Annotated in this window: 17 protein-coding genes, 1 tRNA gene and 6 pseudogenes; 12 read left to right on the top strand and 12 right to left on the bottom strand. The window is 65.3% G+C overall.

Translation table 11 applies throughout. The features are described 5' to 3' along the window. Positions 1-5: 5 nt before the first annotated feature. Complete coding sequence (locus ACOOE8_RS15885) at positions 6-197, bottom strand: hypothetical protein (RefSeq protein WP_420392391.1); 192 nt, start codon at positions 195-197, stop codon at positions 6-8. On the opposite strand from ACOOE8_RS15885, the pseudogene ACOOE8_RS15880 reads away from it, so the two are divergent. From ACOOE8_RS15880 to ACOOE8_RS15870, 3 genes and pseudogenes are all read left to right on the top strand, one after another. Next, positions 117-425: pseudogene (locus ACOOE8_RS15880) on the top strand (hypothetical protein); the annotation flags it as partial. The gene ACOOE8_RS15885 and the pseudogene ACOOE8_RS15880 sit on opposite strands and share 81 nt — an antisense overlap. A 565-nt stretch (positions 426-990) precedes the next feature. Further along, positions 991-2,226, top strand: coding sequence for an adenylate/guanylate cyclase domain-containing protein (locus ACOOE8_RS15875; protein WP_420392390.1), 1,236 nt, complete (start codon positions 991-993; stop codon positions 2,224-2,226). A 61-nt stretch (positions 2,227-2,287) separates the two neighbouring features. Further along, positions 2,288-2,364 (top strand) — tRNA-Ile (locus tag ACOOE8_RS15870). A 210-nt stretch (positions 2,365-2,574) separates the two neighbouring features. Here ACOOE8_RS15870 and ACOOE8_RS15865 read toward each other — a convergent pair. The 3 genes and pseudogenes from ACOOE8_RS15865 to ACOOE8_RS15855 form a co-directional block, all read right to left on the bottom strand. After that, positions 2,575-3,156: a hypothetical protein gene (locus tag ACOOE8_RS15865; RefSeq protein WP_420392389.1), complete on the bottom strand. Its 582-nt coding sequence runs from the start codon at positions 3,154-3,156 to the stop codon at positions 2,575-2,577. Continuing rightward, entirely contained in the window at positions 3,156-3,608 is a 453-nt protein-coding gene (locus ACOOE8_RS15860; protein ID WP_420394750.1) for a hypothetical protein, read from the bottom strand. The genes ACOOE8_RS15865 and ACOOE8_RS15860 overlap by 1 nt, the downstream gene beginning before the upstream one ends. A gap of 45 nt (positions 3,609-3,653) precedes the next feature. Beyond that, a pseudogene (locus ACOOE8_RS15855) lies at positions 3,654-4,487 on the bottom strand (IS3 family transposase); the annotation flags it as partial. Between the two features lie 66 nt (positions 4,488-4,553). On the opposite strand from ACOOE8_RS15855, the gene ACOOE8_RS15850 reads away from it, so the two are divergent. Both ACOOE8_RS15850 and ACOOE8_RS15845 read left to right on the top strand, forming a co-directional pair. After that, a complete protein-coding gene (locus tag ACOOE8_RS15850; RefSeq protein WP_420392388.1) occupies positions 4,554-5,309 on the top strand; it encodes an IS110 family transposase in 756 nt (251 codons plus the stop codon). A gap of 369 nt (positions 5,310-5,678) precedes the next feature. Continuing rightward, positions 5,679-6,488, top strand: a pseudogene (locus ACOOE8_RS15845) (integrase core domain-containing protein); the annotation flags it as partial. A 749-nt stretch (positions 6,489-7,237) separates the two neighbouring features. Here the strand turns inward: ACOOE8_RS15845 and ACOOE8_RS15840 are convergent. From ACOOE8_RS15840 to ACOOE8_RS15820, 5 genes are all read right to left on the bottom strand, one after another. Next, on the bottom strand, positions 7,238-8,599 hold the full coding sequence (locus ACOOE8_RS15840) for an amidohydrolase family protein (RefSeq protein WP_420392387.1): 1,362 nt from the start codon (positions 8,597-8,599) through the stop codon (positions 7,238-7,240). Between the two features lie 52 nt (positions 8,600-8,651). After that, entirely contained in the window at positions 8,652-10,010 is a 1,359-nt protein-coding gene (locus ACOOE8_RS15835) for an amidohydrolase (protein ID WP_420392386.1), read from the bottom strand. An 85-nt stretch (positions 10,011-10,095) separates the two neighbouring features. Continuing rightward, entirely contained in the window at positions 10,096-11,313 is a 1,218-nt protein-coding gene (locus ACOOE8_RS15830) for a mechanosensitive ion channel family protein (protein WP_420392385.1), read from the bottom strand. Between the two features lie 199 nt (positions 11,314-11,512). Further along, the gene (locus tag ACOOE8_RS15825; RefSeq protein WP_420392384.1) at positions 11,513-12,436 is read right to left on the bottom strand and encodes a CobW family GTP-binding protein; all 924 of its coding nucleotides are present in this window, start codon (positions 12,434-12,436) and stop codon (positions 11,513-11,515) included. Positions 12,437-12,443: 7 nt separating this feature from the next. Next, positions 12,444-14,054: an amidohydrolase family protein gene (locus ACOOE8_RS15820; protein WP_420392383.1), complete on the bottom strand. Its 1,611-nt coding sequence runs from the start codon at positions 14,052-14,054 to the stop codon at positions 12,444-12,446. Positions 14,055-14,474: 420 nt separating this feature from the next. Between ACOOE8_RS15820 and ACOOE8_RS15815 the strand changes: the two genes are divergently transcribed. Further along, positions 14,475-16,751 carry a mechanosensitive ion channel family protein gene (locus ACOOE8_RS15815; RefSeq protein WP_420392382.1) on the top strand — a complete coding sequence of 759 codons (2,277 nt, stop codon included), beginning with the start codon at positions 14,475-14,477 and terminating at the stop codon, positions 16,749-16,751. A gap of 246 nt (positions 16,752-16,997) precedes the next feature. Beyond that, positions 16,998-18,014 (top strand): DUF3299 domain-containing protein, encoded by a 1,017-nt coding sequence (locus tag ACOOE8_RS15810; RefSeq protein WP_420392381.1) that lies wholly within the window; start codon positions 16,998-17,000, stop codon positions 18,012-18,014. A 16-nt stretch (positions 18,015-18,030) separates the two neighbouring features. Here ACOOE8_RS15810 and ACOOE8_RS15805 read toward each other — a convergent pair whose 3' ends face one another. Next, complete coding sequence (locus tag ACOOE8_RS15805) at positions 18,031-19,065, bottom strand: linear amide C-N hydrolase (protein WP_420392380.1); 1,035 nt, start codon at positions 19,063-19,065, stop codon at positions 18,031-18,033. 514 nt (positions 19,066-19,579) lie between these two features. On the opposite strand from ACOOE8_RS15805, the gene ACOOE8_RS15800 reads away from it, so the two are divergent. The 5 genes and pseudogenes from ACOOE8_RS15800 to ACOOE8_RS15780 form a co-directional block, all read left to right on the top strand. Further along, positions 19,580-20,041 (top strand): linear amide C-N hydrolase, encoded by a 462-nt coding sequence (locus ACOOE8_RS15800; RefSeq protein WP_420392379.1) that lies wholly within the window; start codon positions 19,580-19,582, stop codon positions 20,039-20,041. After that, positions 20,038-20,649 (top strand): annotated as a pseudogene (locus ACOOE8_RS15795) (linear amide C-N hydrolase). The gene ACOOE8_RS15800 and the pseudogene ACOOE8_RS15795 overlap by 4 nt, the downstream one beginning before the upstream one ends. Positions 20,650-20,653: 4 nt before the next feature. Beyond that, positions 20,654-20,823, top strand: a pseudogene (locus tag ACOOE8_RS15790) (IS3 family transposase); the annotation flags it as partial. After that, entirely contained in the window at positions 20,797-20,988 is a 192-nt protein-coding gene (locus ACOOE8_RS15785) for a hypothetical protein (protein ID WP_420392378.1), read from the top strand. The pseudogene ACOOE8_RS15790 and the gene ACOOE8_RS15785, both read left to right, overlap by 27 nt. Then, positions 20,958-22,150 (top strand): annotated as a pseudogene (locus ACOOE8_RS15780) (IS3 family transposase); the annotation flags it as partial. The gene ACOOE8_RS15785 and the pseudogene ACOOE8_RS15780, both read left to right, overlap by 31 nt. Positions 22,151-22,611: 461 nt before the next feature. Here the strand turns inward: ACOOE8_RS15780 and ACOOE8_RS15775 are convergent. Both ACOOE8_RS15775 and ACOOE8_RS15770 read right to left on the bottom strand, forming a co-directional pair. Then, complete coding sequence (locus ACOOE8_RS15775; RefSeq protein ID WP_420392377.1) at positions 22,612-23,379, bottom strand: DUF5681 domain-containing protein; 768 nt, start codon at positions 23,377-23,379, stop codon at positions 22,612-22,614. Positions 23,380-23,645: 266 nt separating this feature from the next. Then, positions 23,646-23,912 carry a hypothetical protein gene (locus ACOOE8_RS15770; protein ID WP_420392376.1) on the bottom strand — a complete coding sequence of 89 codons (267 nt, stop codon included), beginning with the start codon at positions 23,910-23,912 and terminating at the stop codon, positions 23,646-23,648. Positions 23,913-23,946: the final 34 nt, after the last annotated feature.

Here is a 23,946-nt window from a genome sequence, read left to right as displayed (position 1 = left end):
GACGGTCATCGCATCGGGCCCGCCTCGCACCCGAACGGGCGAGCGGGGCCAACCGATTCGAAGCTTCTGGCGAGGTCTCGCTCGAGGCGCGCGAGGACGACGCCCTCGTCGGCTTCGGCGGGCTGCGCGTCGCCCCCTTCGCCGGTCACGCAACGATCGGGCGTTGGCAGCACCTCTACGTCGATCAGGCGCACCATGGCGCGGGCGTCGGCGGTGTGCTCCTGTCCGAACTCGTCCGTTCCGCCTCATGCGGCCCAGGACGGACGACGCGGCCACCTGCTTCTGCGAGCGGCACGGCCTCGTGCCATGCGGCGCCGAGCGAGCACGGACGAACACGCGCTGAGGGCGCGCCGTGCAACGGAGACCGCCGACCGACGCACGCTCCTTCGCTCGTGTTCCCCGACCGTCCTCTTCAGTCGCACTAAGGGAAATGATGTGGCCGCGTCGCCCGACGAGCCAACGCCCCCCTCGCGCCCGCCAATGGTCGGCGCTGGTCGCCATGCTGGCGCTGGGGGAACGTCGTCCGCCTTGCACCGGGCGGTCGCGAGCTTCCGGCCGGGACGCGAGGCGCCGAACGCGACGCAGCTTGAGCGTCTGCTGCAGGCGGAGCAACGCGGGCTGCCGGGGACCTCGCGTCGGGTCCGCTCGCCGGCGGCAGCGTCGGCTCGACGAGGCGGCAGGGGTTCACGGTGTACGGCAACACCGTGAACCGCGCCGCCCGGATCGAGGGCGTGCGAAGTCCCTCGTCGAGCGATCGTACCCGATGCCGGCTGCGGCCCCATGGGCGTCGAGCGGCGAGGACGCCCTCCAGGGCTTCCGCCACAAGGTCGCGGTCTGAAGCGACGCGCCGGCCGTGTGGCGTCCCCGGCTGACCATTGGATCGGCACCACGCCGGCGCGAGCAGCACTCGGCGAGGACCAAGACCGGACGTGCGACGATCTTGCATCGAAAGGCTCGGCTGCCATCTGCCGATCGGGGAGGAAGCGCACCATGGACAGCGTCGACCGCTCGAGGCTCGACCTCGACGCGTGGCTCCTCGGCGAGGCGCGACAGCTCGAACTCGCCGCCGTCGTCGAGGGCCTCGGCCATCGCCTGACGGCGCACGGGCTGCCGCTGCACCGCCTCGGCGTGTCCTTCGGACTGCTCAACCCCTCGCTCCTCGCGGCGGGGATGATCTGGCGACCGGGCACCGAGCTCGAGTTCACCCGCTACGACTATGCCGAGCGCACCAACGGGCTCTACGAGCGCAGCCCGTTCAAGGTGGCGGCGGAGCTGGGACGCTGGCTCGAGCTCGACCTCGCCACGACGCCGGACGAGGCGTTCGGGATCGTGCCTGAGCTGAAGGCTCAGGGCCTCGCGCACTACATCGTCATCGTCATGCCGGACTCGTCCGGCCGCGCGCTCAACCTCACCGTCGCCACGCGCGAGCCCGCCGGCTTTGACGCAGAGCACCGCGCGATCCTGAAGGCCATGCTGCCGGCGCTGAGCGCGGTGGTGGAGGTCAAGACGCTGCGCACCATCATGACCGACGTCCTGTCGGCCTACGTCGGCCGCTCGCCCGCACGCGAGATCGTCGCCGGCACGGTTCACCGCGGTCAGACCACACAATTTCGCGCAGCGATCCTGGTCGCGGACCTGCGCGGCTTCACGCACCTATCGACCCGCCTGCCGGCGAGCGGGACGGCGGAGGTCATCAACCGGTACTACGACGTGGTCGTGCCGGCGATCGAGGCGCACGGCGGCGAGGTGCTGAAATTCATCGGCGACGCCGTGCTCGCGATCTTCCCCGCAGCCCGTGTCGGGGACGACGCTGCCGTTCTCGGCGCTCTTGACGCGGCTCGTCGCGCCCTGGCCACCCAAGCCGAGCCCTACATCCTGGACGGCGTGGCCCATCCCATCCGCTTCGGCATCGCGATCCACCTCGGCGAGGCGGTCTACGGCAACGTCGGCTCCGGTGACCGGCTGGACTTCACCGTCATCGGCCGCGACGTGAACGTGGCGGCGCGCATCGCCTCCCTGTGCAGCCGCCTCGGGCGCGACTACCTGGTGTCGCAGGAGGTCGCCGACATCGGGCGGCGGCACGGGCGCCCGATGGCGGACGCCGGCGCCCACGACGTCCGTGGCCTGGCGCGCCCGCTGGCAGTCCACGTGCCCGACGCCGAGGTTCTCGAACCGGAGCACGACGACGGGATCAGCCAAGGGCTGGTGATGATTTCTCCCGCGTGAGCGCAGCGTCAGCGCCGCCATCGCTTGTCAGGATCGTCGTGCGGCTGCCATGGTGCGTGCGGGGCCTGTAGCTCAATCGGTTAGAGCCGGCCGCTCATAACGGTTTGGTTGGGGGTTCGAGTCCCTCCGGGCCCACCACGCACCGGCCCGTGCGGTGCGTGTTTCCGCTCCTCTGCGAGAACGCCGGCCTCTTGCCGGCTTTCTGCGGGGACCGCCGTCGAGGTTTGGAGCCGAGACTCGCTCTCCGGCGCAAATTCGCGCCGCGTCTCTGTGCGGCCTCTGCGGCGTCCAAACGTTGGGGGAGCCGCATCGAGGTGCGTGACGGTGCATTCGTGGAAAGAGCGCCGCTCAGCGCGGATCGGCGAAGCCGAGCAGGCGGCGTTGGGCGGACCAGTCCGTCGGCAGGTGGCGGATGCGGCCGAGCGCGGTCGCCGTCAGTTCGGGCGGCGCGCGACCAGCAACGATCGCGCGCGTGATGTCCGGCGCGAGGAAGGCGAGCGGAAGGATGCGGCTCGCCTCGATCCGGTCGATGCCGACGAGGGGCGCTGCCGCAGCGATGGAAGCCTCGCCTCCGCTCGTCAGGAGCGCGAGCACACGGTGAGCCTTGCCGATGAGCGCGACGAGATGCGGATCAGGAAGGCCGGCACCCTCCCCGCCGTCCAGGACGATGCGCTTCTCGACCCCGCGCCGTTTCACCTGCCAGGGGACGCTGATCGCGAACTGGTCAGCTGCATCCGACTGGGAGCGAGCAGGCTCACGATCACGAGCATCCTCGCCGAGAAGCAGCTGAACGAGGGCGGAGCGCTCCAACTCCACGGTGAGCTGTTCGGGGGCAACGACGACGCTGGTCACGACCTGGCGCAGCACCGATACTTCCATCCGGTCGGTGCCGCGCACCTGCGCCTCGAGCCGATCGGCGTTGGCCGCCATCACTTCGATGGTCGGACGTCCGGGGAGACGCCGAGCCGATCCACGAGCTGCGTCCGGGCTCGAAGCAGGCCCGTCACGACGTCGAGCACGGCACCGTCGAGGACGCCGGCTGCAAGCCGCCATCCCCCTGCCCCCGTCGCACGCCGTTGGGTCAGGCGCCGCGAGACGTAGTACTGGTAACGCCGTCCGCGCTTGTTGGCGTGCGTTGGCGTCAACCGGTCGCCCGTCTCGTCGAACACGCGCCCCGCGATGAGGTGCGGCGAGCCGCTCGGCCCTGTCCGACGCCGCGGCGCACCGGCCGCGAGCTTCGCCTGCACCGCATCGAACAGCGCGCGGTCCACGATCGCCTCGTGCGCCCCATCATGGATCGCGCCCCTGTGGCGAACCTTGCCGACGTAGACCTGCTTCAGTTTGCCCCCTGCGAGGCGGTCGGACGACGGGGCGGGCCGCAAGGCCCCACATACCGCAGCGGTCCGCCCCGTCGTGGCCGCTGGGTGGTCGGTTCTGCACTTCGCAGCGAATGCCGCCGGCGTCTGGTAGCCGAGGCTCGAGTGAGCCCGCACCTATTTGTAGTGCCCGCGCCAGGCTTCGATCATCACCTTGGCCTCGGCGCGCGAGCGGAACCATTACAGGCTAAGGCACTCATCGCGGAACTTGCCGTTGAAGCTCTCTCCCACGCCATTCTGCCAAGGTTTGCCTGGGTCGATCAACGCCGTCTCGATCCCTTGGTTGACGATCCACACGAGCAGCGCGCGGGACACGAACTCCGGCCCGTTGTCGGAGCGCAGGGTGAGCGGCGCGCCGCGCTCGCACACGAGCCGCGACAGCACCTCGTTGACGCGCGAGGAGCGGATGCGGCCGGCGACTTCGATCGCCAAGCCCTCCTTCGTCCACTCGTCGGTGACCGTCAGGCACTTCAGCTTTTGGCCGTTGGCGCACCAATCGAACACGAAGTCGTAGCTCCACCCCTGGTTCGCCCCGGTCGGCGCCGTCGGACGCGGTTGGCCAGCGGCGATGCGCTTCCGCGGCCGCTTGCGCGGCACCTGCAGCCCTGCCCGCCGCCACAGGCGATACGCACGTTCGAAGCTCATGGCGTGGCCATCGCGGCCGAGGAAGACCGCGATCCGGCGGTACCCGTAGCGCGGATAATGGGCCGAGAGCTCCGCGATGCGCTTGAGCACTGGCGTGTCCTTCTCGGCCTGCTCGGCCTGGCGCGAACGATAGCTCAGCGCCGACTGCGCAACCCCGATCAGCGTGCAGGCGCGTCGCTGCGACACGCCTCGGCTCACCGCATAGGCCACTGCCGCGCGGCGCTCCCGCAGGCTCACCACTAATGGGATGGCCTGCCCCGCCCTCCAGCCTCATCGCGAGGCGATGTTGAAGAGGAGGTGAGAGCTATGAACAGGAATGCACCACGTGGCGCCGCGGTCTATGGCGTCGATCTCGGCAAGAACGTCTTCCACGTTGTCGGGCTCGATGCCGACGGCGCGGTCATCCAACGGGTGAAGTTCCGCCGCGACACGCTGCTGGCGTTCTTCGAGCAGGCATCGAAGGCGATCGTCGGCATGGAGGCGTGTTCGGGATCGCAGTGGTTGGCGCGCGAGCTGGAGGCGATGGGACATCGGGTGCGCATCATCCCGGCGCAGTTCGTGAAGCCTTACGTCAAGTCGCAGAAGAACGACACGATCGACGCCGAAGCGATCGCTGAAGCCGCAACGCGACCGACGAAGCGCTTCACGCGGGTGAGGACAACGCAGGAGGTTGATCTCCAAGCGCTCCACCGGATCCGCGACCAGCTGATCTCCAGCCGGACGCGCCTCATCAACCAGGTGCGCGGCTTCTGCCTCGAATACGGTGTCGCGATCCATCAGGGCGCCGGCGTCTTCCGGCGAGACCTCCCACGCGTGCTTGGCGATGAAGAGAACGATCTGACGCCGACGATGCGGCGCATGCTCACCGAGCTCTACGAAGACATCGAGCGGCTCGACCGCCGGATTGCAGCAGCGACACGTGAGATCGAGGCACTGGCTGCCCGCGACGATCGAGCCCGACGGCTGATGACGATCCCGGGCATCGGTCCGCTCGGCGCGACTGCGCTCCTCGCGGCAGTCGCGGCGCACAGTTCCGATCGCGGCAGCTCGGGCGTGCCGTGACAGAACTCGACCGGTGGCCGAACGGTTCTGCTCGGGATCGCGGAAACCGGTACGTCCGCCGGCTGCTCGTCCACGGCGCCCGCTCGTGCGTGACGCATCTACGCGCATCGGGGCGATACATCTCGGGCGGCTATGAATTTGATGAGGAGACACAGACCGCCGCGTTTGGGCGCAGTTTCCGAATCGGATCATCTTCTGCGACCCGGCCTGCGTGTCACGATCCGCTCGACGGTTCGATCCACCGGAGCACGCACGGCTCGGAGCCGCAATGAGATCTCTCGTCGCGCAGCCCAGCTGGCCTGCCCCCTGAAAAGTGGTCGCGAGCGATCTCGCGGCATCGCTCGGGCTCGTGCCGGAGGCGATCCGACAGAACTCCGACCGGTGAAGACCGACCAGGTGAAGCGGCTGAAGGAGCTCTGCGGAAGGCCGTTTCCGGACGCTGGAGAAGCTGATCCTGCGCGAGGCCGCCTCGGGAAACTTCTGAGCTCCGCTCGCCGCGCCCTGCATCGACCAGGTGCGAAGTTCGACGTGTCCGAGCGGGTGGCGTCCGCGTGCTGGGGCAGCACCGATCGACGCAGCGAAAGGCGCCGAGGGGGCGTGCCGGCTGGGTCGAGCAGTACGGCCGCTACGGCTATCGATCACGGGCTCATGTGCGCGGATCTGCAGGGGCTTAGAGTGAAAGCAGCCGAAGAAGGGCCGGCTCTGACCGACGGCTCGCGTCGGCTGGCCCGGGCCCCAACCACGTCTGGTCCTACGACTTCGTCGAGGATCGCACCCACGACGGCAGGAAGTTCCGCATGCTCAACGTCATCGATGAGTTCGCGAGTGCCTGACGATCCGCATCGACCGACGGCTGAAGCGACGGACGCGATGTCCTGACCTCTTCATCTCGGCGTGCCGGGCCATGTCCGATCCGACGGTCCCGAGTTCATTGCCATCGTACGGAATGGATCGCGGCGGTGGGAGCCAGAACCGCGTTCATCGACCCGGCAGCCCGTGGGAGAACGGCTACTGCGAGAGCTTCAACTCCAAGCTCCGCGACGAACGGCGAGATCTTCTACTCGCTCCGAGGCGCGCATCGTCGTCGAGGGATGACGGCAGTACAACACGGTCTGACCGCACTCGGCTACCGACGCGCCTGAGACCGTGCTCTGGCCGGCTTCGCCGCCCCAGGCCGCGCCCGTCATGCGCTCAAACCGACCATGCGTTAAGAATACTCCCGGAAATGGGGGCAGGCCATCAGCGCGCTCCCGCACTCTCGATCAGCCTTCGCATCATCGACGGAAACCTGAACGCTCGCGCGAAGTTAGGGCGAACTGCGCTTCAATCGGGAACGCAGGTATCACGGACCTTCTGGGCAACCACCTCTGGGTCGTCTACTGGCGTCGCGGATCTCAATTTCAGCATAGAGGTCCGCATTCCGCCGCTGTCTTTTAGCCCATTCACGAATGCCGCGGAGCGCAACTCCTCAGCATCCCCAGGGGGCGTGCGATGGAAACGGCCGGCGCTATGGTTGGCTCCTCCAGCGCCGGGATTTCCTTCGATAGAAACTCCAGGAACGGGCGATCGTAGAGGCCAGCGAGTCGCGCCTATGTGACGTAGGCTTGGCGTCGCCCCGCTCCCACGCCTGGTTAGGGGAGGTGTTACGCGCCTTGCCGCATCCTCGACCGCGATGCGGACGCGCTCACGCGCCCAGCGCAGAACAGCTGGGTTAAACGGCAGATCGGAAGCGGGCGTTCGTTGTGGCATACATAGAATCTATAGAGCCAAGCCAATGGCCCCAGGCCAATCCCAGCCGATTGACACAATCGCTTAATGCCGCCTACTCCTACATCAACTTAATGGGAGCGGTTAGCGGAAGTATATCTACGTTGACCGAAGCGGGATGCATCATCTCTGCTGCATCCCGCCATAATACTTGGGGCTGACTACTCCGCGTCCGCGTTCTTAAAGAGTTGCCCGTCCTTCATGATGACCGCAATGTTGGACTCATCCGCGATCAGGTCGATGTCGGCCAGCGGATCACCCCCGACCAGCAGCAGATCGGCCAGCGCGCCTTCCTTCACCACGCCAAGCTCGCCCTCGTAGGGGCTGCGGTTGCCCGACAGCGCCAAAAGCTGCGCGTTGTCATGCGTCGCCATCTTCAACACCTCGGCCGGCTCGAACCAGCGCACCATCTTTGCCAGCTGCGCGGCCTGCCGGGTGGCGAGTTGCGGATCGAACAGCGTGTCGGTGCCCCAGGCCAGCTTGACGCCGTATTCTTTGGCCAATTCGTAGGCGTTATCGGTGCCGGCGGTCATTTCCAGCTGCTTGAAGCGGTTGGCCGATCCTTCGGGAAAGGGGATGGAATCCTCGTCGTCGAGGAAGGGCTGCATGCTCCACCAAATGCCCCGGTCGGCCATCATCCGCACAGTCTCCTCGTCGAGAAGCTGACCGTGGTCGATAACCTTCACGCCGGCGCGGATCGCCGTTTGCACCGCATCGGGCGTATAGGCGTGGACGGTGACGTAGGTGCCCCAATCCTCGGCGGCCTCGACGGCGGCGCGCAGCTCGTCCTCGGTGAACTGGCTGACGTCGAGCGGATCATAATCCGACGCCACGCCGCCGCCTGCCGCCAGCTTGATCTGGCTCGCGCCCTGCATGAGCTGCTCGCGCACCCGGCGCAGCATCTCGGCGCGGCCATCGGCAATCGCCGCAAACCCCAATCTTTCGGTAAAATGCAGCGGATCGCTGGTCCCCCGGGGAATGTCATGGACGGTGCGGTAATCCGCATGGCCCGACGTTTGCGAGATCATCGCGCCCGACGGCCAGACCCGGGGCCCCGGAATGATCCCCTCGTCGATCGCGCGCTTCACACCGAAGGTCGGTCCGGCCAGATCGCGGACCGATGTGAAACCGCGCATCAGCATCCCCTCGGCGGCCTGTCCGCTGATGATCGCGACGTAGTTGGGGTCGGCCGTCATCATGGCCGCGATCGGGATGGTCGACATGACGATGTGAACATGCGCATCGATCAGTCCCGGCATGAGCGTGCGGCCATCCCCGGCGATCACGGTGGTGCGCGTGCCGTCGTCCGTGACGATGGGATCGGTCGATATAGAGTCGATGACATTGCCGCGCACAAGCACGTTGGAAGGCGGTGAGAGTTCCGCATCAGTGCCGTTGAAGATGCGCACATTCTCGAAGAGGATGCTGGCTGCGCCTTCTTCCTGCGCCGATAGCGGTCCTGAGACCAGGGCGGCAAGCGCCAGTGGCAGAGTAGCGGCGCGAAGCGCGCGGAGGGCCATCATGCTGGTTTCCTTGGTTGAGGGGTCAGAGCGACCATGCTCGCGGTGCCCGTAGTCATTTGGCCATCAGCTCCAAGACCAATACCGCCGCAACCTCGGTGCCCAGCGGGATCGCGTCGAGATCGACGATGAAGTTCGGATTGTGCGCCGCGAACGGAACGGCCTGCCCGCGCGCCCGCGCCTCGGCGAAGACATCCGGATCCGCGATGCCGACCGCCATGTAGGCGACCTCGGCATTCTCATGCGGGCTGGGCAGGATATGCGCGTCTTCCGACCCGGTAGCAGGTGGGAATTCCTTCACGACATTCTCCTCGCCAAGCAGCTCGGCAAGCGGCTCCTCAAGACGTTCGATCAACGGGGCGTCGTTGACCAAGGGCGGCGAATAACCCTTCATCACCATGTCGGGCATCCTGTCGTCCGACATGCCGTAAGTCCTGGCGATCCCATTGTTGATGCTGCGGATGCCCGAGATCATCGTCTCGCGCGTCTGGGGTGTGAAGAAGCGCAGGTTGATCTTCACCAGCGCCTCGTCCGGGATGACGTTGTTGTCCGTTCCGGCCTGGATCGAGCCGACGGTTAAAACGGCGGTTTCCAGCGGCGGCACCACCCTTGAGACGATGAGTTGGTATTGGGTCACAGCAAAGGCCGCCATCACCACCGGATCTTTGGCGAGCTGCGGCGTGGAGCCGTGCCCTCCGATGCCGTGAAACGTCACGTCGATCTGATCGGTGCCTGCCATGATCGTGCCGGCACGGGCTGCGACGATTCCGGTGGGAACCGGCGCGGTATGCAGCGCCACGAAGTGATCCGGCACCGGGGCGTCGTGTTCGGTGTAAAGCCCGTCATCGACCATCGCCCGCGCGCCGGTGATGAGCTCTTCAGCAGGCTGGCCGATCAGGACCAGCGTTCCGCCCCAGCTCTCCTTGTTCTCGGCCATGATCCGCGCCATGCCCAGCATCCATGTCACATGGGCGTCATGCCCACACATGTGCGCCACGGGCACCTCAACCCCGTCGGAGCGCTTGACGCGCACGGTGCTGGCGTAATCGAGGCCTGTCGCCTCCTCGACCGCGTTGGCATCCATGTCCGCGCGGTACATTACCGTAGGGCCGTCGCCGTTTCGCATGACGCCCATCACGCCGGTTACACCAATGCCGGTCGTGACGTCGAAGCCGAGCGCTTCGAGCTCGTCCGCGACGATCCCAGCGGTGCGCGTTTCCATGAAGCCCAGTTCGGGATTGCGATGAATGTCCTTGAAGATCGCGACCAGACGATCCGTGTCGCTTTCGACGGCGGTTGATATCGTTTGCGTGAGGTCGAGGGTAAGCCCTTCCGACATCGCAGCCGTTGTTCCGAAAGCTAACGCAGCCGAGGTCAATAGTATTCTGACGAATTTTGGTAGCTCAACGTTCATTTCAGCGTTCCTTTCGAAGATGCGATTGAGGATCGGACGTGGCTCTGGAGCTTTCTAAGCTCTTACAACGCGAATTGCTTCGATATCACTCCCGTTTCCCGGCTTTGGCCATATCCAGATTGTGCAGATACACGTCCCGCTGTGGATAGGGTATTGTGATTTGATCCTGATCGAACCTCAGCTTGATCTGCTCCAGAAGATCCCAGTAGACGACCCAGTAGTCCACGCTACGCACCCAGGGTCGACAGACAAAGTCGACCGAGCTGTCCGACAGTGCGTTCAGCTTGATCGTTGGCGGAGGATCATTGAGAACCATCGGATGGGCCGTCACCGTTTCGCGAAGCGCGCGTTCGACGGCCTTCAGATCGTCGTCATATGACACACCGAATGCCAGATCGACGCGGCGCGTGTCGCTGGCAGTGACGTTTGTGATGACGTCACCCCAGACCTTGCCATTTGGGATATGGATCACCTGATTGTCCGGCGTGACCAGCGTCGTGCGCGTGATGCTGACTTTGTGCACGGTGCCCGAGATCGACCCAAGCACGACATAATCGCCTTCGTCGAAGGGGCGCGTGACCATGATCATCAGTCCCGCCGCAAGGTTCGACAGCGTATCCTGCAAAGCAAAGGCGAGGATGAAGGAAACGCCGCCGAGCACCGCGAAAAGCGGCGTCACATCGACACCTAGGCCGGCCAGAACCAGCATCAGACCGACAACGACGGTCAGCCAGTAGATCATGACAACCATGAAGCCTTGCAGCATTTTCGAGACATTCGGAATGCGCCCGATACGCCCGCCCGCGGAGCCTCTGACGATCCGCGCAATGGCAAGGAGCGCGATCAGGGACACGATCAGCACCGCGATGCTGACGAGGAACCCGATCCCGCCATCGGATGCGAAAAGCCAGTGCTGGAACGTCTCCAGATGTGTGCGCCAATCGGCCTGCCGCCCTTCGTGCGACAGCACGGCATCGCGATAGGCACGGGCGTCCGCGACCGTCTCCGGTGTGCCGCCCTTGTCCGCATAGCTGTCGACGACGAGGCCGAGCTTCTCGAAGATCAGGTTCCGCTCGGCCTTGGCGGAGGCGAGGGTCCTGCGCGCCGCCTCCTCAGCGTCTCCGGCGGCGCGCAAGACGGCGATCTGCGCATTGGCCACGCGTTCCGTGGCCCTACGCGCATGGGCGACCCATGCCTCCACCGTCGCCGCAAGCTCGTCCTTGGTCAGGGGTGTGAGGCGGATGGCCAGCTCTTCCAGCGGCACGTCGGTTGCCGTGACCTGTCCGCGGGGTTGCGTTTCCACAGCGCCCGCCTCGTCGGTTTCCTGCGCTGAGATCGGCGCTGCGCAAAGTAAGAGTGCGGCGCCGAATGTAAAGGCAGCAAGAAGAGATGCGCCACTCGTCTTCTCGAGGCAGGCCGATATGAGTGCGGTAACTGTGTTGAAAAATGCACATCCCATGAATGATTTGTTCTAGCCTACCGAGTTTGAAACGATTTGCAGTTCATGATGCCGAGCAAGTTTCGCGGGAGTGCAAAAACCTCTCGACTGCCGGCTTCCGAACCGTCCCCTTCAGTCCGATGAGGACCAGCCGCGAGGCGGGAGGGGTATCGCCCCAGGCGGGGCCGACGGTCAACGTCGCGCTTCCCTGTCCCGCAGCCTGCAGGATGCAGCGATGGTCCGGCTTTTCGCGCAGGTTGAGTACGCCCTTGGCGCGCAGCACGCCTGGCGGCAAGGCCGTCAGAAGCGCGTGGATACGCTCGAGAGGTAGGGGATCCTGCACTTCGATCGAGAAGCTCTCGAACTCCGGCGCGGCGTGATGGCTTCGCGGGTCGGCCTCCTGCACGCCCAGCCCCAGCAGCGCGCCGAGGTCCAGCGCGCCATGCTGGGTCTGCGTCAGCGGAGCCCCTGTCAGCGATCGGATCCAGGATCGAGTCTTCTCCAGCTCCGCCTCTCCGGCAAGATCGCTCTTGTTCAAAACCACTAGGCTCGCCATTCCGATCTGACGTTCGGTGAGGCGCAGCACATCGCCGGTCATGTCCGGCGCGGTCCCGGCGTCGACCAGCGTCACGACCCCGTCGAGCGGCGCATAGGGCTGCAGCTCCGGCTCAGCGAGCGTCTGGGCTATTTCGGCCGGATCGGAAATGCCCGATGCCTCGATCAGTATGCGGTCCGGCGGATCGGTGCGCCGGATCACCGCGCTGACGGTGGCGAGGAGGCCGGCGCTGAGGCTGCAGCAGATGCAACCGTTCTGAAGCGCCAGAATCTCCTCTCCGGTGTCCTCCAACAGTTCGGCATCGATGTTGAGCGCGCCGAAATCGTTGACCAGCACGGCCAGACGCAGGCCGTGCGGCTGGCGCAATACGTGATTGAGCAGGCTCGTCTTACCGGCGCCCAGAAATCCCGCGATCAGGGTGACCGGCACCACGGCGATGTTAGAACGGTCGGCGGATGGCGCGGCCCGGCAACGCATCCTCGATGCGGGTGCCGTCGCTGATGATCGGCGCACCGTTGACGATGACGTCCTTGAACCCGGTCGACAGAGCGACAGGGTCTACGAAAGTCGCATTGTCGATGACGGTTCGCGGGTTGAACACGACGACATCGGCGTCGGCGCCCACCTGAAGCCGCCCCTTCTGGCGCATCTGCGGCACTGACGCCTCGAGGATCCGCGCCGGGATCAGGCTGGTCTTGGCCAGCGCGTCGAGCATCGGGATCGCCTCGCGCTCACGCACCCATTTGCTCAGGAACCGCGAATAGCAACCCGCCGAGCGGGGATGCGCGAACGCGTCCTCGGGCAGCGGCCAGATGTCGCCGTTCAGCAACGTATCCCCATGGGACCACGGCATCGCGTCCGACGCGATCGCCCCGCCGGGATACAGCACCGAAAGGTCCAGAAGGCGCCGGTCCTCGGCATCGGCGTCCGGGCGCAGGAAGTGCATGACCACCACGGCGCCGGGCTCGGACGCCTGCAACTCGTCAATCTTCGCCTGCGTCAGCGGCACGCCGTTCAGCTCGAGGCTCGACGCATCCGGCGCGCCCCAGCGCTGCAGCCAGTTGGCACCGCGATAGAGCTCGGCGCCGACGGCGCTCGATCCCGCACCATAGGGATACGCCTCGACCGTGATCGGCAAACCGCGTTCCTGCGCACCCTTGAGCAGATCGATGCAGGCCTGGATGTCGCGCGCTCCGCTGCTGTTGATATGACAGACATGCATGTGCGCGCCCGTCGCCGCCGAAAGCGCGATCACTTCCTCGAACGCCTCGAAGGTGCTCAGCGGCTCGATGGTGCTGTTGTAGCGGACATGGGTGAAGGTCGGCACCTCGAGGCGTTTGGCCAACAGGGCCAGCGCATAGTATTCCTTGCGCCCGTAGCCCGGCGCATATCCTGCGTTGATCCCGATGCCGAGCCCGCCCTCGCGCAGTCCTTCCTCGACCCGGTCGAGGATACGGTCCATCTCCTCGGGCGTGGCCAGGGTGTTCTGCCAGTTACTGTAGGCAAACGCCTGCTGAAACCATTGCAGCGTACCGTCGGGCTCCAGACCTTCCATCTCGGCGATGCGAGCATAGGTCCACGCGGCGGAGGCGCCATAGTTGATGGGGCGCCCCTCGGCGGCGGTCATCGCGTAGTACTTCGCGATGGGAAGGATGCCGGATTCGAGCTCGAGCGCCGTGGTGACGCCGTCGAATGCCTGAACCCAGGCGGCGGGCAACTGCTGACCATGTGCGTGGAGATCGATGAAGCCCGGCGCGACGATATGCCCGGATGCATCCAGCGTCCGCGCGGCTTCCAGAGGATCGGGGGAAATCGCAGCGATCCGGTCGTCCTTGATGCCGACGTTGCGCACGGCGTCCAGTCCGGTCTCGGGATCGATCACCCGGCCGCCCTCCAACACCAGATCGAACGGGCCGTCCTCGTTCGGCAGCGCAGGCGACGCTTCCTGCGCCCGCAAATTGATTGGAAGAACCGCCGCGCCAGCCGCCCCAAGGGCAAGCAATCCCCGGCGCGTCAGCTGCGGAATTGCAGAAGATGATTTCGATGCCATCGAAGCCTCCGGAATTGGAAAAAAGGCTGGATGCCCTCACGCGGTGTGCAACCGTAAGTGGCTCGCACAGGGCGGTTGAGCTGCAAGGTTAGCGGAGTGCTAGGGACACCGCTACCCGATATCCGGATCCTGGCAGCCCGAAAGTGCTATAAGCGCGAACGGGTGCGAACGCCGTTAAATGTTAGCAACAGCTTTCGACCACGGTGCAAGTCTCGCGGAGCATGGGAGGTCCGATCGTGATCTCGCTCGCCGCTTAAAAACCTCAAACAACCACGGTGCTTTCGGCCTAAGCTCGCCAGGCTTGACGCACATCGAGGTTGTGGTTCCTTTTCATACGCCACCTCATCATCGTCAGCTGATGGATCCGCGACCGAACCGTCCCGATCAACGGCAGCGTCACCGCGAGAGTAGAAGGCACGCATGCCAGACGTTCGAGCTTTCATCGCAGGCCTTGTACTTTCGCTCGCACTGGTCGCCGGTGCCGCGACCGCGCATGCGCAAAACCGACCGTCGGAGGCGTCAGTCACGGTCCTTCCTGACACTCTCACCCAAGCGGCGATCCGCAACGTCCTAGCACAGCTCGACGACCGCCAGGTGCGGGCGCTCCTGTTGGAGCGTCTCACCGCCGAAGCGGAACGCCAAGCGGCGGCGCTCGCTGCTGAGGACGAGCGCACCCTCGGCGATTTCCTCGCCACAGGCGCAGGCAACTTCGGCACCTTCCTCGCCGATGTGATCGTGAAGGTGCCGAACTTGCCGGGGGAGATTGAAGCCGCTTTCATGACCTTTGCCGAGCGGCGCGGCGACACGCCTCTGTGGCGCTTCTTCGTCACGCTCGGCGTCGCGCTGGGGCTCGGGGCCGGCGCCGCAGCCCTTTTCGCGAGGTGGAGCCCGTCGTCGGGCAACACCGGAACCATCCTTCACGGGTCCGGCCTATTTCGCCACGTCCGTATTCTCGCGATCCGCTTCGGCCTGCAGATCCTGGTGGTCGCCGTTTTCGCCTTCTGCGCCCTTGCCATCAATGCTTGGATCAACGCCGACAAGCCGACCGACCGCGAGACGATTGCGCGCGTTGTGACAGCCCTGACATGGGTATCGCTCACCCTCATCGTCGCCCGCTTCCTGTTTGCACCGAGCCGCCCGGATCTTCGGCTCGTTGCGATCGAGGATGCTGACGCGCGCTGGCTCACAGGGCGTGCCGTCATCGTTGGTGCCGTCTTCATGCTTGGCTTCGGCTTCACGGGTTGGCTGGATGCGATGGGCAGCCTCTACGTCGACAGCTGGCATGGCTTCTGGGTCAACACCGCCGGCCATGTGGTCCTTGGCGTCGTCTTGTGGCAGGCGCGCTTCATCCTCCGCCGCATGTTGAGCGGCGAGGCGGTGGGGACATCCGAGGAGCCGGCTCTCTACCGTGCCTGGCCCGCCATCGCAGTAGGCCTCGTCGCCCTCAATTGGCTTATCATCGGGATCGTCGTCGCGAACGCCTACGTGCCCGATGATCTCTTCAGCACGATCGCGACGACGCTGATCCTCCTGGTGGTGCTCCCCTTTCTCGATCAGATGCTCGGCGCTGTCGTCAGGATACTCGTCGCGGGGGACGAGACCGCATCCGATGTCCTGAAGGCCGCCCGCGAACAGACACGTCGCGGTACCTTGCGCATTGCCCGTGTCGTCGGTGCGATCGTGCTTCTGCTCGTCGTTCTGGAGGCGTGGGACGTCGACCTTGTCACCCTGGCGGAGCGCGGGATCGGCGCGGCTTTCGCGGCCGACCTCGTCGGTGCGCTCCTCATCGTCGGCGTCGCGTACGTGGCGTGGGAGGCGATCCGCGTCGTCATCGCCCGTCAGATCGCCATGGAACGCGTCCGGCTCGGCCTCGGCGTGCCGTCGGACGGTGCGCCGGAGGGTGAAGGTGGTGGCACCGGCGCGCGCCTTGGAACCCTTCTGCCTCTCGTCCGCGTGTCGGCGACCGTCGCGATCGTCGTCATGGCGGTGCTCACCTTGCTCGGACAGTTCGGTGTAAACGTCCTGCCCCTCGTTGCAGGTGCCGGCGTCGTCGGGCTTGCGATCGGGTTCGGCGCGCAAACGCTCGTGCGGGACATCGTGTCGGGCATCTTCTTCCTGATCGACGACGCGTTTCGGACCGGCGAATACATCGACGTGGGTGACACCAAAGGCACCGTGGAGCGCATTTCGGTGCGCTCCATGCAACTGCGGCATCACCGCGGCATCCTCAACACGGTCCCTTTCGGGGAAATTACCCGCGTCTCGAACCTCTCGCGCGATTGGGTGATCATGAAGTTTCCGCTACGCCTCCGCTATGGAACGGACACGGAAAGAGTCCGGAAGATGATCAAGAAGCTCGGAGAGGAGCTTCTTGATCATCCTGAGTACGGCCACCAGTTTCTTCAGCCCCTGAAATCTCAGGGCGTCGTGGAGATGGAGGACTCCTACATGATCGTCCCAGTGAAGTTCATGGCTCGCCCGGGCGAGCAATGGATGCTGCGCAGGCTGGTTCTGACCAAGATCCACGAGTTGTTCGAGAAGAACAACATTCGCTTCGCAAGCCGCGAGGTCACAGTCCGCCTCGGTGACGACCATTCGACCGCCAGCCTCAGTCCCGCGGATCGTGAAGCCGTCGCTGGTGCAGCGGGTCGGTTGATCCACCAAAAGGAAGGCAGCACGGCAGCCGCGGAACGCTGATCGTCGTACCGCAAGCCATGGCTGCGGCGGAAGGTTAAGACTGATGCCACCCCCCCCCCTACAGGACACGCTGTAGGCTCACGGTCGGTCCGGAACCCGAGGAACAACCATGTTAGTCGTTTGTCGCGTGGCCGCCCTTGTCTGCTTGTTGGCAGGCGTCCTCCCAAACGCGACTCTTGCCGCACCCCTTGCAACGTGGGATGCGCTGGCTCCCTTTGCGAAGCCGTACGAGGATCCCATCCTCGCATGTCGCTCGACCACAAGCGCGATCTGCGGGACGTGTTGCGGGCGAACGAAGCCGCCGCAGCGAGCCAGCGTGATCCGGCGCTGACCGCGGCGGGCAAGGCCGCCCGCCAGCGGCTTCTGGACGCTGGGCTCGACGCCGACGTCCTCCTTGACCAACGCCTCGCCGTCATGAAGCGACGCCGCGAGGCGGCCACGGGCGTCAGCCAAACGCACATTGGTGACGCCATCCTCATTGACGGCTACATCCTGCCGCTGCGCTGGCAGGACAAGCGCGTCGTAGAATTCTTACTTGTCCCTTGGGTCGGAGCCTGCATCCACACGCCGCCGCCCCCACCGAACCAGATCGTCCACGTCGCTTATCCGGATGGTGTCACGGTGGAAAAGCGTTTTGCGGCGGTGCGGCTCAAGGGTGTGCTGCGTCATCAGCCGGCCGAGCACGACCTTTTTCTGATCGATGGGAGGCGCAAGGTCCCAGCGTCATATGTGCTCGACGAGGCGACCATCTCTGGAACGCCAGGCGAGGTTGTTGCCGCGTCCTCCGCGAGCGGCGACGGATCGCTGTTCACGCGCGCGCAGATGCGGATCACAACCATACTCACAACGTCCATGACCGCGATCAATCAGGGGCATTCGATCGGTGCGATCCTCGTCGCGGTCGCCATCGCGTTCGCCTACGGCGCGCTCCACACCCTTGGCCCCGGCCATGGCAAGGCGGTCGTCATTTCCTACTTCGTGGGCGCTGGCGGGACTGCGCGCAGCGGTATCCTTATGGGAGCGCAGATCGCGCTCACCCACGTGGTATCTGCCGTGGTGCTTGTCATTTTGCTCGACCTCGCGGTTCGCCAGACGACAGGGAACGCGCCGTCCGACTATCGCCTCATCCGCCTCTTGAGCTACGGCGCGATTGTTGCGATCGGCGCCTTCATGGTCTGGCAGGCCATCCAACTAGCGCGGTTTGCGATCAGATGGAAACATCTGATCGCAAGAAGATCGCTTTACAACAAAGTCCGGGACTAAACACCTAAGGCCGCGATCAGTCGGACGCGAGCGCCCAGTCGAAAGGCTCGGCGGGCGGTACGAGTTCGTCCGTCACGTCGCCGGTCAGGGACAGGATACGCTCTTCGACGCGCAACTCGAGCTCCGGCGCGCCCTCGGAGAAATCAAGCTCGCTCCAGTCGACCCAGACCACGTTCGGCGCGAACGTGCTTTCGAAGAAATAGCGCTGCCCGTCCAGATCCTGCACCGAGCGGAAGATCGTGTTGGCCACGTTCGGTTTGCCCGGCTCGCCCGAGCCGTGAGGCACCGAGACGTTGCGCATCACGCTCATGGTGTAGGCCACGCCGATGTCGCGGGTCTCCGGCTCGGGCAGCGCGTTCACGTAGTAGGCTGCGCGCACGAAGCGGTCGGCGGGCGTACGCTCGCCCGGCAGCGCGGCCTCGCCGCCGAAGCCGCGATACTGGCGAAGGTTCTCGATCTGCCGGTCGAAGGTCGGCTCGTTGGTCATCACCACAAAGCGGCGATCGTGGTAGATGCGCGGATGCCCGCCCTCCTTGGTGTACTCGATGATCGCGGAGTCGCCGGTCGCGTCGGTCAGCGACAGGTGCAGGTCGGTCGGCTCGCCATTGGGCAGGATCAGCGGCACGATCTGGGTATCGGACGCCTCGATTGCCGCGACCGCCTCGGCGACGGTGGCGAAGCTGTCGAGCATGTACTGCGCCTGCATCATGATGCCGAGGCCCGGACGATCGAGGTCGCGCTCTCCGAAGTCGAGGTCCTGGGCCAGGAAAAGCTGGTGCGCGGCGAGCCCCGCTTCATTGACGCCCTCGTGCGTGCCCGTATCGTAGCCGGTGATCACGAGGCTGCCGAACTTCGATGTCCAGGTCAGCGGGTTCTCGTCCGCGGACCCGACCCTCTCCATGCTGCGCGGAAAGACATTGAAGGTCGAGTTCACCTTTTCGGTCCAGTCCTGGTTACGCCCCACGAACACGTCGCCCGCGTCCGTGACGAACGCCGCGCGCGAGCAGGCGAGCGCGGTGCCCTCCACGCTCAGGCAGAACAGGGCCGCCAACGCCGCGCCACGCCAAACATTCGAAGCCATCATCTTACGTCCCTTCTAAAACCCTGATCAAGTGAAGGACGTATAGATCGGCCCGATTACAATGTCGACATCTATCGGGCAGGGAGAAAGGCCGCGGAACTTCGCACGAACTTTGCTCGCGGAGCCGCCCCGGAAGCGCGTCGGGAGGAAGGTAGAGCCATGCCAGGTCGCATCATCGCTCACCCGTGATTACCCTAGGCGCGCCGACACGGACTCCCATGGCGCGGATCGGGGCCACCGCGGTAACCAAGGCGAGGGCGTTGAGCTAATAGACACCTACGGTAGTACTGGCTGGCGAGGAAACCGGTGTTGCGGTCGGCGGGACGTCCGCTGGGTCGCTCGCTGACCTCGATTTTTGGCTAGTGAGTCGACCGCACGGCGGGAGGGCCGCGACATCACATGCCCAACGAGAGGAGCATGCATGGGCCGCACCAAAACCGCACATTCATAAGTCGACGATCTCCCAGCACCAAAGAGTAAAGACATGCAGAGCAAGATTTTCGGCGGGGCTGTTTGCGCCGCCATTTTCTCCACCGCCGCTGCCGAGGCTTGCTCGCGTGCACTCTACATCGGCGAGGACGGCACGAACGTCACCGTGCGGTCCATGGACTGGCGCAACGAACCCAGCACCGATCTGTGGGTCTTTCCGCGCGGACTGGAACGGCGCGGCGCCGTCGGCGACCGTTCGCTGACCTGGACCTCGCGCTACGGCAGCGTCGTCGCTTCCGCCTTCGACGCCGCCGCGGTGGACGGCCTCAACGAGGAAGGCCTCGCTGCGAACCTGCTCTACCTGACAGGGTCGGACTACCCCGACCTCGACGCGCATGAGGGCGATGCCGTCGCCGTCTCGGCCTGGACGCAGTACATGCTGGAGATGTTCGCCACGGTCGACGAGGCAGTGGCGGCGATGCGGGCCGATCCCCGCTGCTCGTCGCAACCGGCATGACGCCCGACGGCATGGCGGCGACGGTGCCCCTGTCGATTTCCGACGCTTCCGGAGATCCAGCGGTGTTCGAGTTCATCGACGGCGAGCTGGTGATCCACCATTCGCGCGATTACCGCGATATGACCAACGAACCTGTCTTCGAGAAGCAACTAACGCTGAATAAGTACTAGCCGTCGTTCGACGGTACCGAGGTCTTGCCCGGCACCAACAAGCTGGTCGACCGCTTCGTGGGCGCCTCCTTCTACATCGACGCCATCCCGAAGACGGCCGATCCGGACCAGGCCGTGACCAACGCCCTGTCGGTGATCCGCAATGTCTCGGTGCCGCGCGGGATCAGCACGCCTGACCGCCCGACATCTCGAGCACGCTCTGGCGCATCGCGGCAGACCACAAGGCTGGACGAGGTTTCTTCGACTCGGCGACCCTGCCGAACGTCTTCTGCGTGGATCTCGATGCGCTGGACTTCTCCGAGGGTGCCCCGTCTCTCAAGCTCAACGTGGCGGACGCCACGCCGCGTGCCGGCGAGGTCTCGGAGGCGTTCGCGCCGGCCGACCGTACGCGTTCCTCCCGGCCGACCCATCCTGACCCCGGCCCGCACCTCCGGATAACGCTGAGGCGAGGCTGACCGTTGGGAAACGACGGGGGCGTAAACGGGCGACCGGGACGCGTGCGCCGCTTCTGACTGTGACCCGTCCGAACGCGCGTTGGTCCATGGACTTCGTCACGACCAGCTCGCCGACGGCCGAAGGCGGACCTTGAACGTCATCGACGATGTGAACCGTTTTGCTGCCGACGGCGGCTACGACACCGGGCTGTTCCTGTCCTTCCTGATCGAGCGGGATACTGAACTGCCCCCGTTTCGACCGGACAGCTGGCGTAAGCAGGAAGGCTCGAGGGTATCCCTTGAGACAGGCTTATGTCGGAGGACTATCAGCGGATCGAGCTGATCACGGGGACGCGCCGTCGGCGTTACTGGTCGACGGACGAGAAGCTTCGGATCATCGAGGAGAGCCTGGAGCCGGGCGAGACGGTCTCGTCCTGGCTAGGCGGAACGGCGTCGCCCCGAACCTTCTCTATCGCTGGCGGCGCCTCATGAACGACGGAGGCGTCACGGCCGTAGGATCGGACGAGCCGGTTGTGGGCAGCTCCGAGGTGAAGTGGCTTGAGGACAGGGTCCGCGAGCTCGAGCGCCTCCTCGGCCGCAAGACGATGGAGAACGAGATCCTGCGCGAAGCGCTCGCCAAGGCGCTAGCAAAAACCGACGTTGCGGCCGCTGTCGCTGCCGAAGGGCGGTTCCCGGTGAAACGGGTGGCCGAGGTGCTCGGCATCTCCCGCTCCAATCTCATCGAACGGTCGCAGGATCGATCGAAGTCACGCGGGCCCTACGAGAAGGCCGGCAACGTGATGCTCCTGCCGCTCATTCGCCGCCTGGTCGACGAGCGGCCGACCTACGGCTATCGCCGCATCATGGCCCTTCTCAACCGCGAGCTCGCCAGGACCAGTCCGCCGCCGGCGAACCGCAAGCGCGTGCATCGGATCATGCAGCGACACGCGCTTCTCCTTGAGAGGCACACCGGCCGGCGAGAGCGCCGTGTACACGACGGCAAGGTCGCGGTGATGCGCTCGAACCTGAGATGGTGCTCGGACGGCCTGGAGTTCGCCTGTTGGGACGGCGCGATTGTGCGCATGGCATTCATCATCGGCGCCTTCGACCGCGAGATCATCGCCTTTACGGGCGTCTCCAGCGCCGGGATCTCAGGCTCGCACGTGCGCGACATGATGTTGGAGGCAGTCGAGGCGCGCTTCGGCGCAGCCCGGGCGCCACATCCGATCGAGCACCTCTCCGACAACGGCAGCCCCTACACCGCCAAGGACACGAGGGACTTCGCCGCGGCGCTCAATCTCGTGTCATGCTTCACGCCGGTGAAGAGCCCGGAATCCAACGCTATTTGCGAGGCCTTCGTCAAAACCTTCAAGCGCGACTACGTTCGCATCAGCCCCTTGCCGGACGCGCCCTCAGCGCTCCGGCAAATCGCCGGATGGATCGAGGACTACAACGAAATCCATCCCCATTCATCGCTCAAAATACGCTTCCCACGGGAGTTCATCCTAGAGGCCGCAGCACCAGACAAACTTAGCTCAGCGAAAGTCTTTAAATTATTGCCGGGAAGGTCTATGCGGTCTCATACCGCCGCACCTTCCTGTTGACTCGGTAAAGGTTTGGCGGCTCGGCTTTGGTTCCCTCGAGCGGATCGGGATGATCCGCGAGGGCGTGAGATCGGTCGGGGACTGACGATCGATGACGCTTTGCCGGCACGGACGCTGAGACAGATGGCGTTTCGAGAACGCTCGGTGCGAACGGCAACGCGCATGCTGGCGATCGCCAACGCGCTCGATGGGATGAGCCGCGCCGATGCAGCCGCCGCGGCCGGCATCGAGCACCAGGCGCTGCGCGATGCAGTGACGAGCGCCACTTCGTGTTCGACGTGTTCGGCGACACGTGCCAGATCCCGTCCCCCAGTTTCGCATCAACGACCGGTGCTACCGGCCGGACGAAGCCTACTTCAGCGTCAGGGCCGGCACCGCGGAGGAGTGGGTGAGCTCGTCTCAGTCCGGCAAAACCACCATCCGCCCTCGCTCAACAACTTGTCGAGCACCTCGATGGCCTTCTCGGTGTGGGCGAGGTCCTCCGCATGGGCGGCCTTCCAGGTCTTGTTCCTGACCCGCATGATCACGTCGCGCAGCTCCTCCGCTTCGTTGTGCAGCAGCTCGCGACGTTTGATCCAGCGGTCGTACTTCGCCTTCTCCTCCTTCGTCACTGGGCCGACGATGGTCGCGGTGTCGGCGCGGAGGTCGACTACGACGTGATCGGGGTAGGGCAGCGGGTCGGAAGCGTCGATGCCGAGCGCCTCCCGGCGGGCCAGCTCCTCCTCCCAGCGCTTCTTGTAATGCACCCACGTTTTGATCCAGTCGGCGTGCTCGGCTCGCCTCTGCCGCTCCGTGGCGGCGAGGAGCTCGGCGAACAGCTTTTGCGCCCCTTGCCGACCCTTCGCAGCATTGGCCGCGAGCGAACGGACCACCGCCTGGGCCATCGGGACAGTCACGTCGCGCGTTCCGTCGTGAACCGTCACGTCGCGATAGGCCTCTTCCAAAATGATCGACTGGAGCCGCTCGTGGCCGACCGCAAGCGGCCGGTTCTTCGATCCCTTCGCCCGCCCCTTCGGATTGCCTGACTGGCCAGGCTTGAAGCGCGAGTGCACCGGCGGCTTGCCGTAGCCGACCGCGTACTCCGCGCTCGAGCGGACCGCCGGAAGCTTGACATCCCGCTGCTCGCTCACGCTGCTCTCCGCGTCAAAGCCAACGGGGAAGCCCATCCGCTCGTTGGCGCGGTTCCCTAGCCGCCGCAGATCCCGACCGTTCCCCTCGCTGTTCGCAGCACTTAGTTTGCCTGTTCACCCTAACTCAATTGCCTGTTCGCCCTAACTCAATTCCCTGAACCGATCGGGGTTGGCCGACAACGCTTCGATCGTCGAGGCGTCGGTGCAAACGCCAAGCGCATCCATGAGCCGCGCTCGGTCCCGAAGGAGCCGTCGCGCGACGTCGATCACGGCACCATCGAGGACGCCGGCGGGGATGCGCCATCCCCTGCATCCGCCGGTCGTTGGGTCAGGCGCCGGGAGATGTAGTACTGGTAACGCCGTCCGCTCCGATTGGCGTGCGTCGGCGTCAGCCGGTCACCCGTCTCGTCGAACCCGCGCCCCGCGAAAAGGTGCAGCGAGCGGCTCGGCCCCGCCTGGCGCGGCCGCGCACCGGCCGCAAGCTTCCCCTGCACCGCCTCGAACAGTGCACGATCGACGATCGCCTCGTGCACGCCATCATGGATTGCGTCCCTGTGCGTGCGCCAC

This window comes from Acuticoccus sp., from assembly GCF_965213555.1.
In the GTDB taxonomy this organism is placed as follows: Bacteria; Pseudomonadota; Alphaproteobacteria; order Rhizobiales; family Amorphaceae; genus Acuticoccus.
The sequence above is the reverse complement of the archived record's forward strand: the minus strand, read 5'-3'. Positions and strand labels throughout refer to the sequence as shown.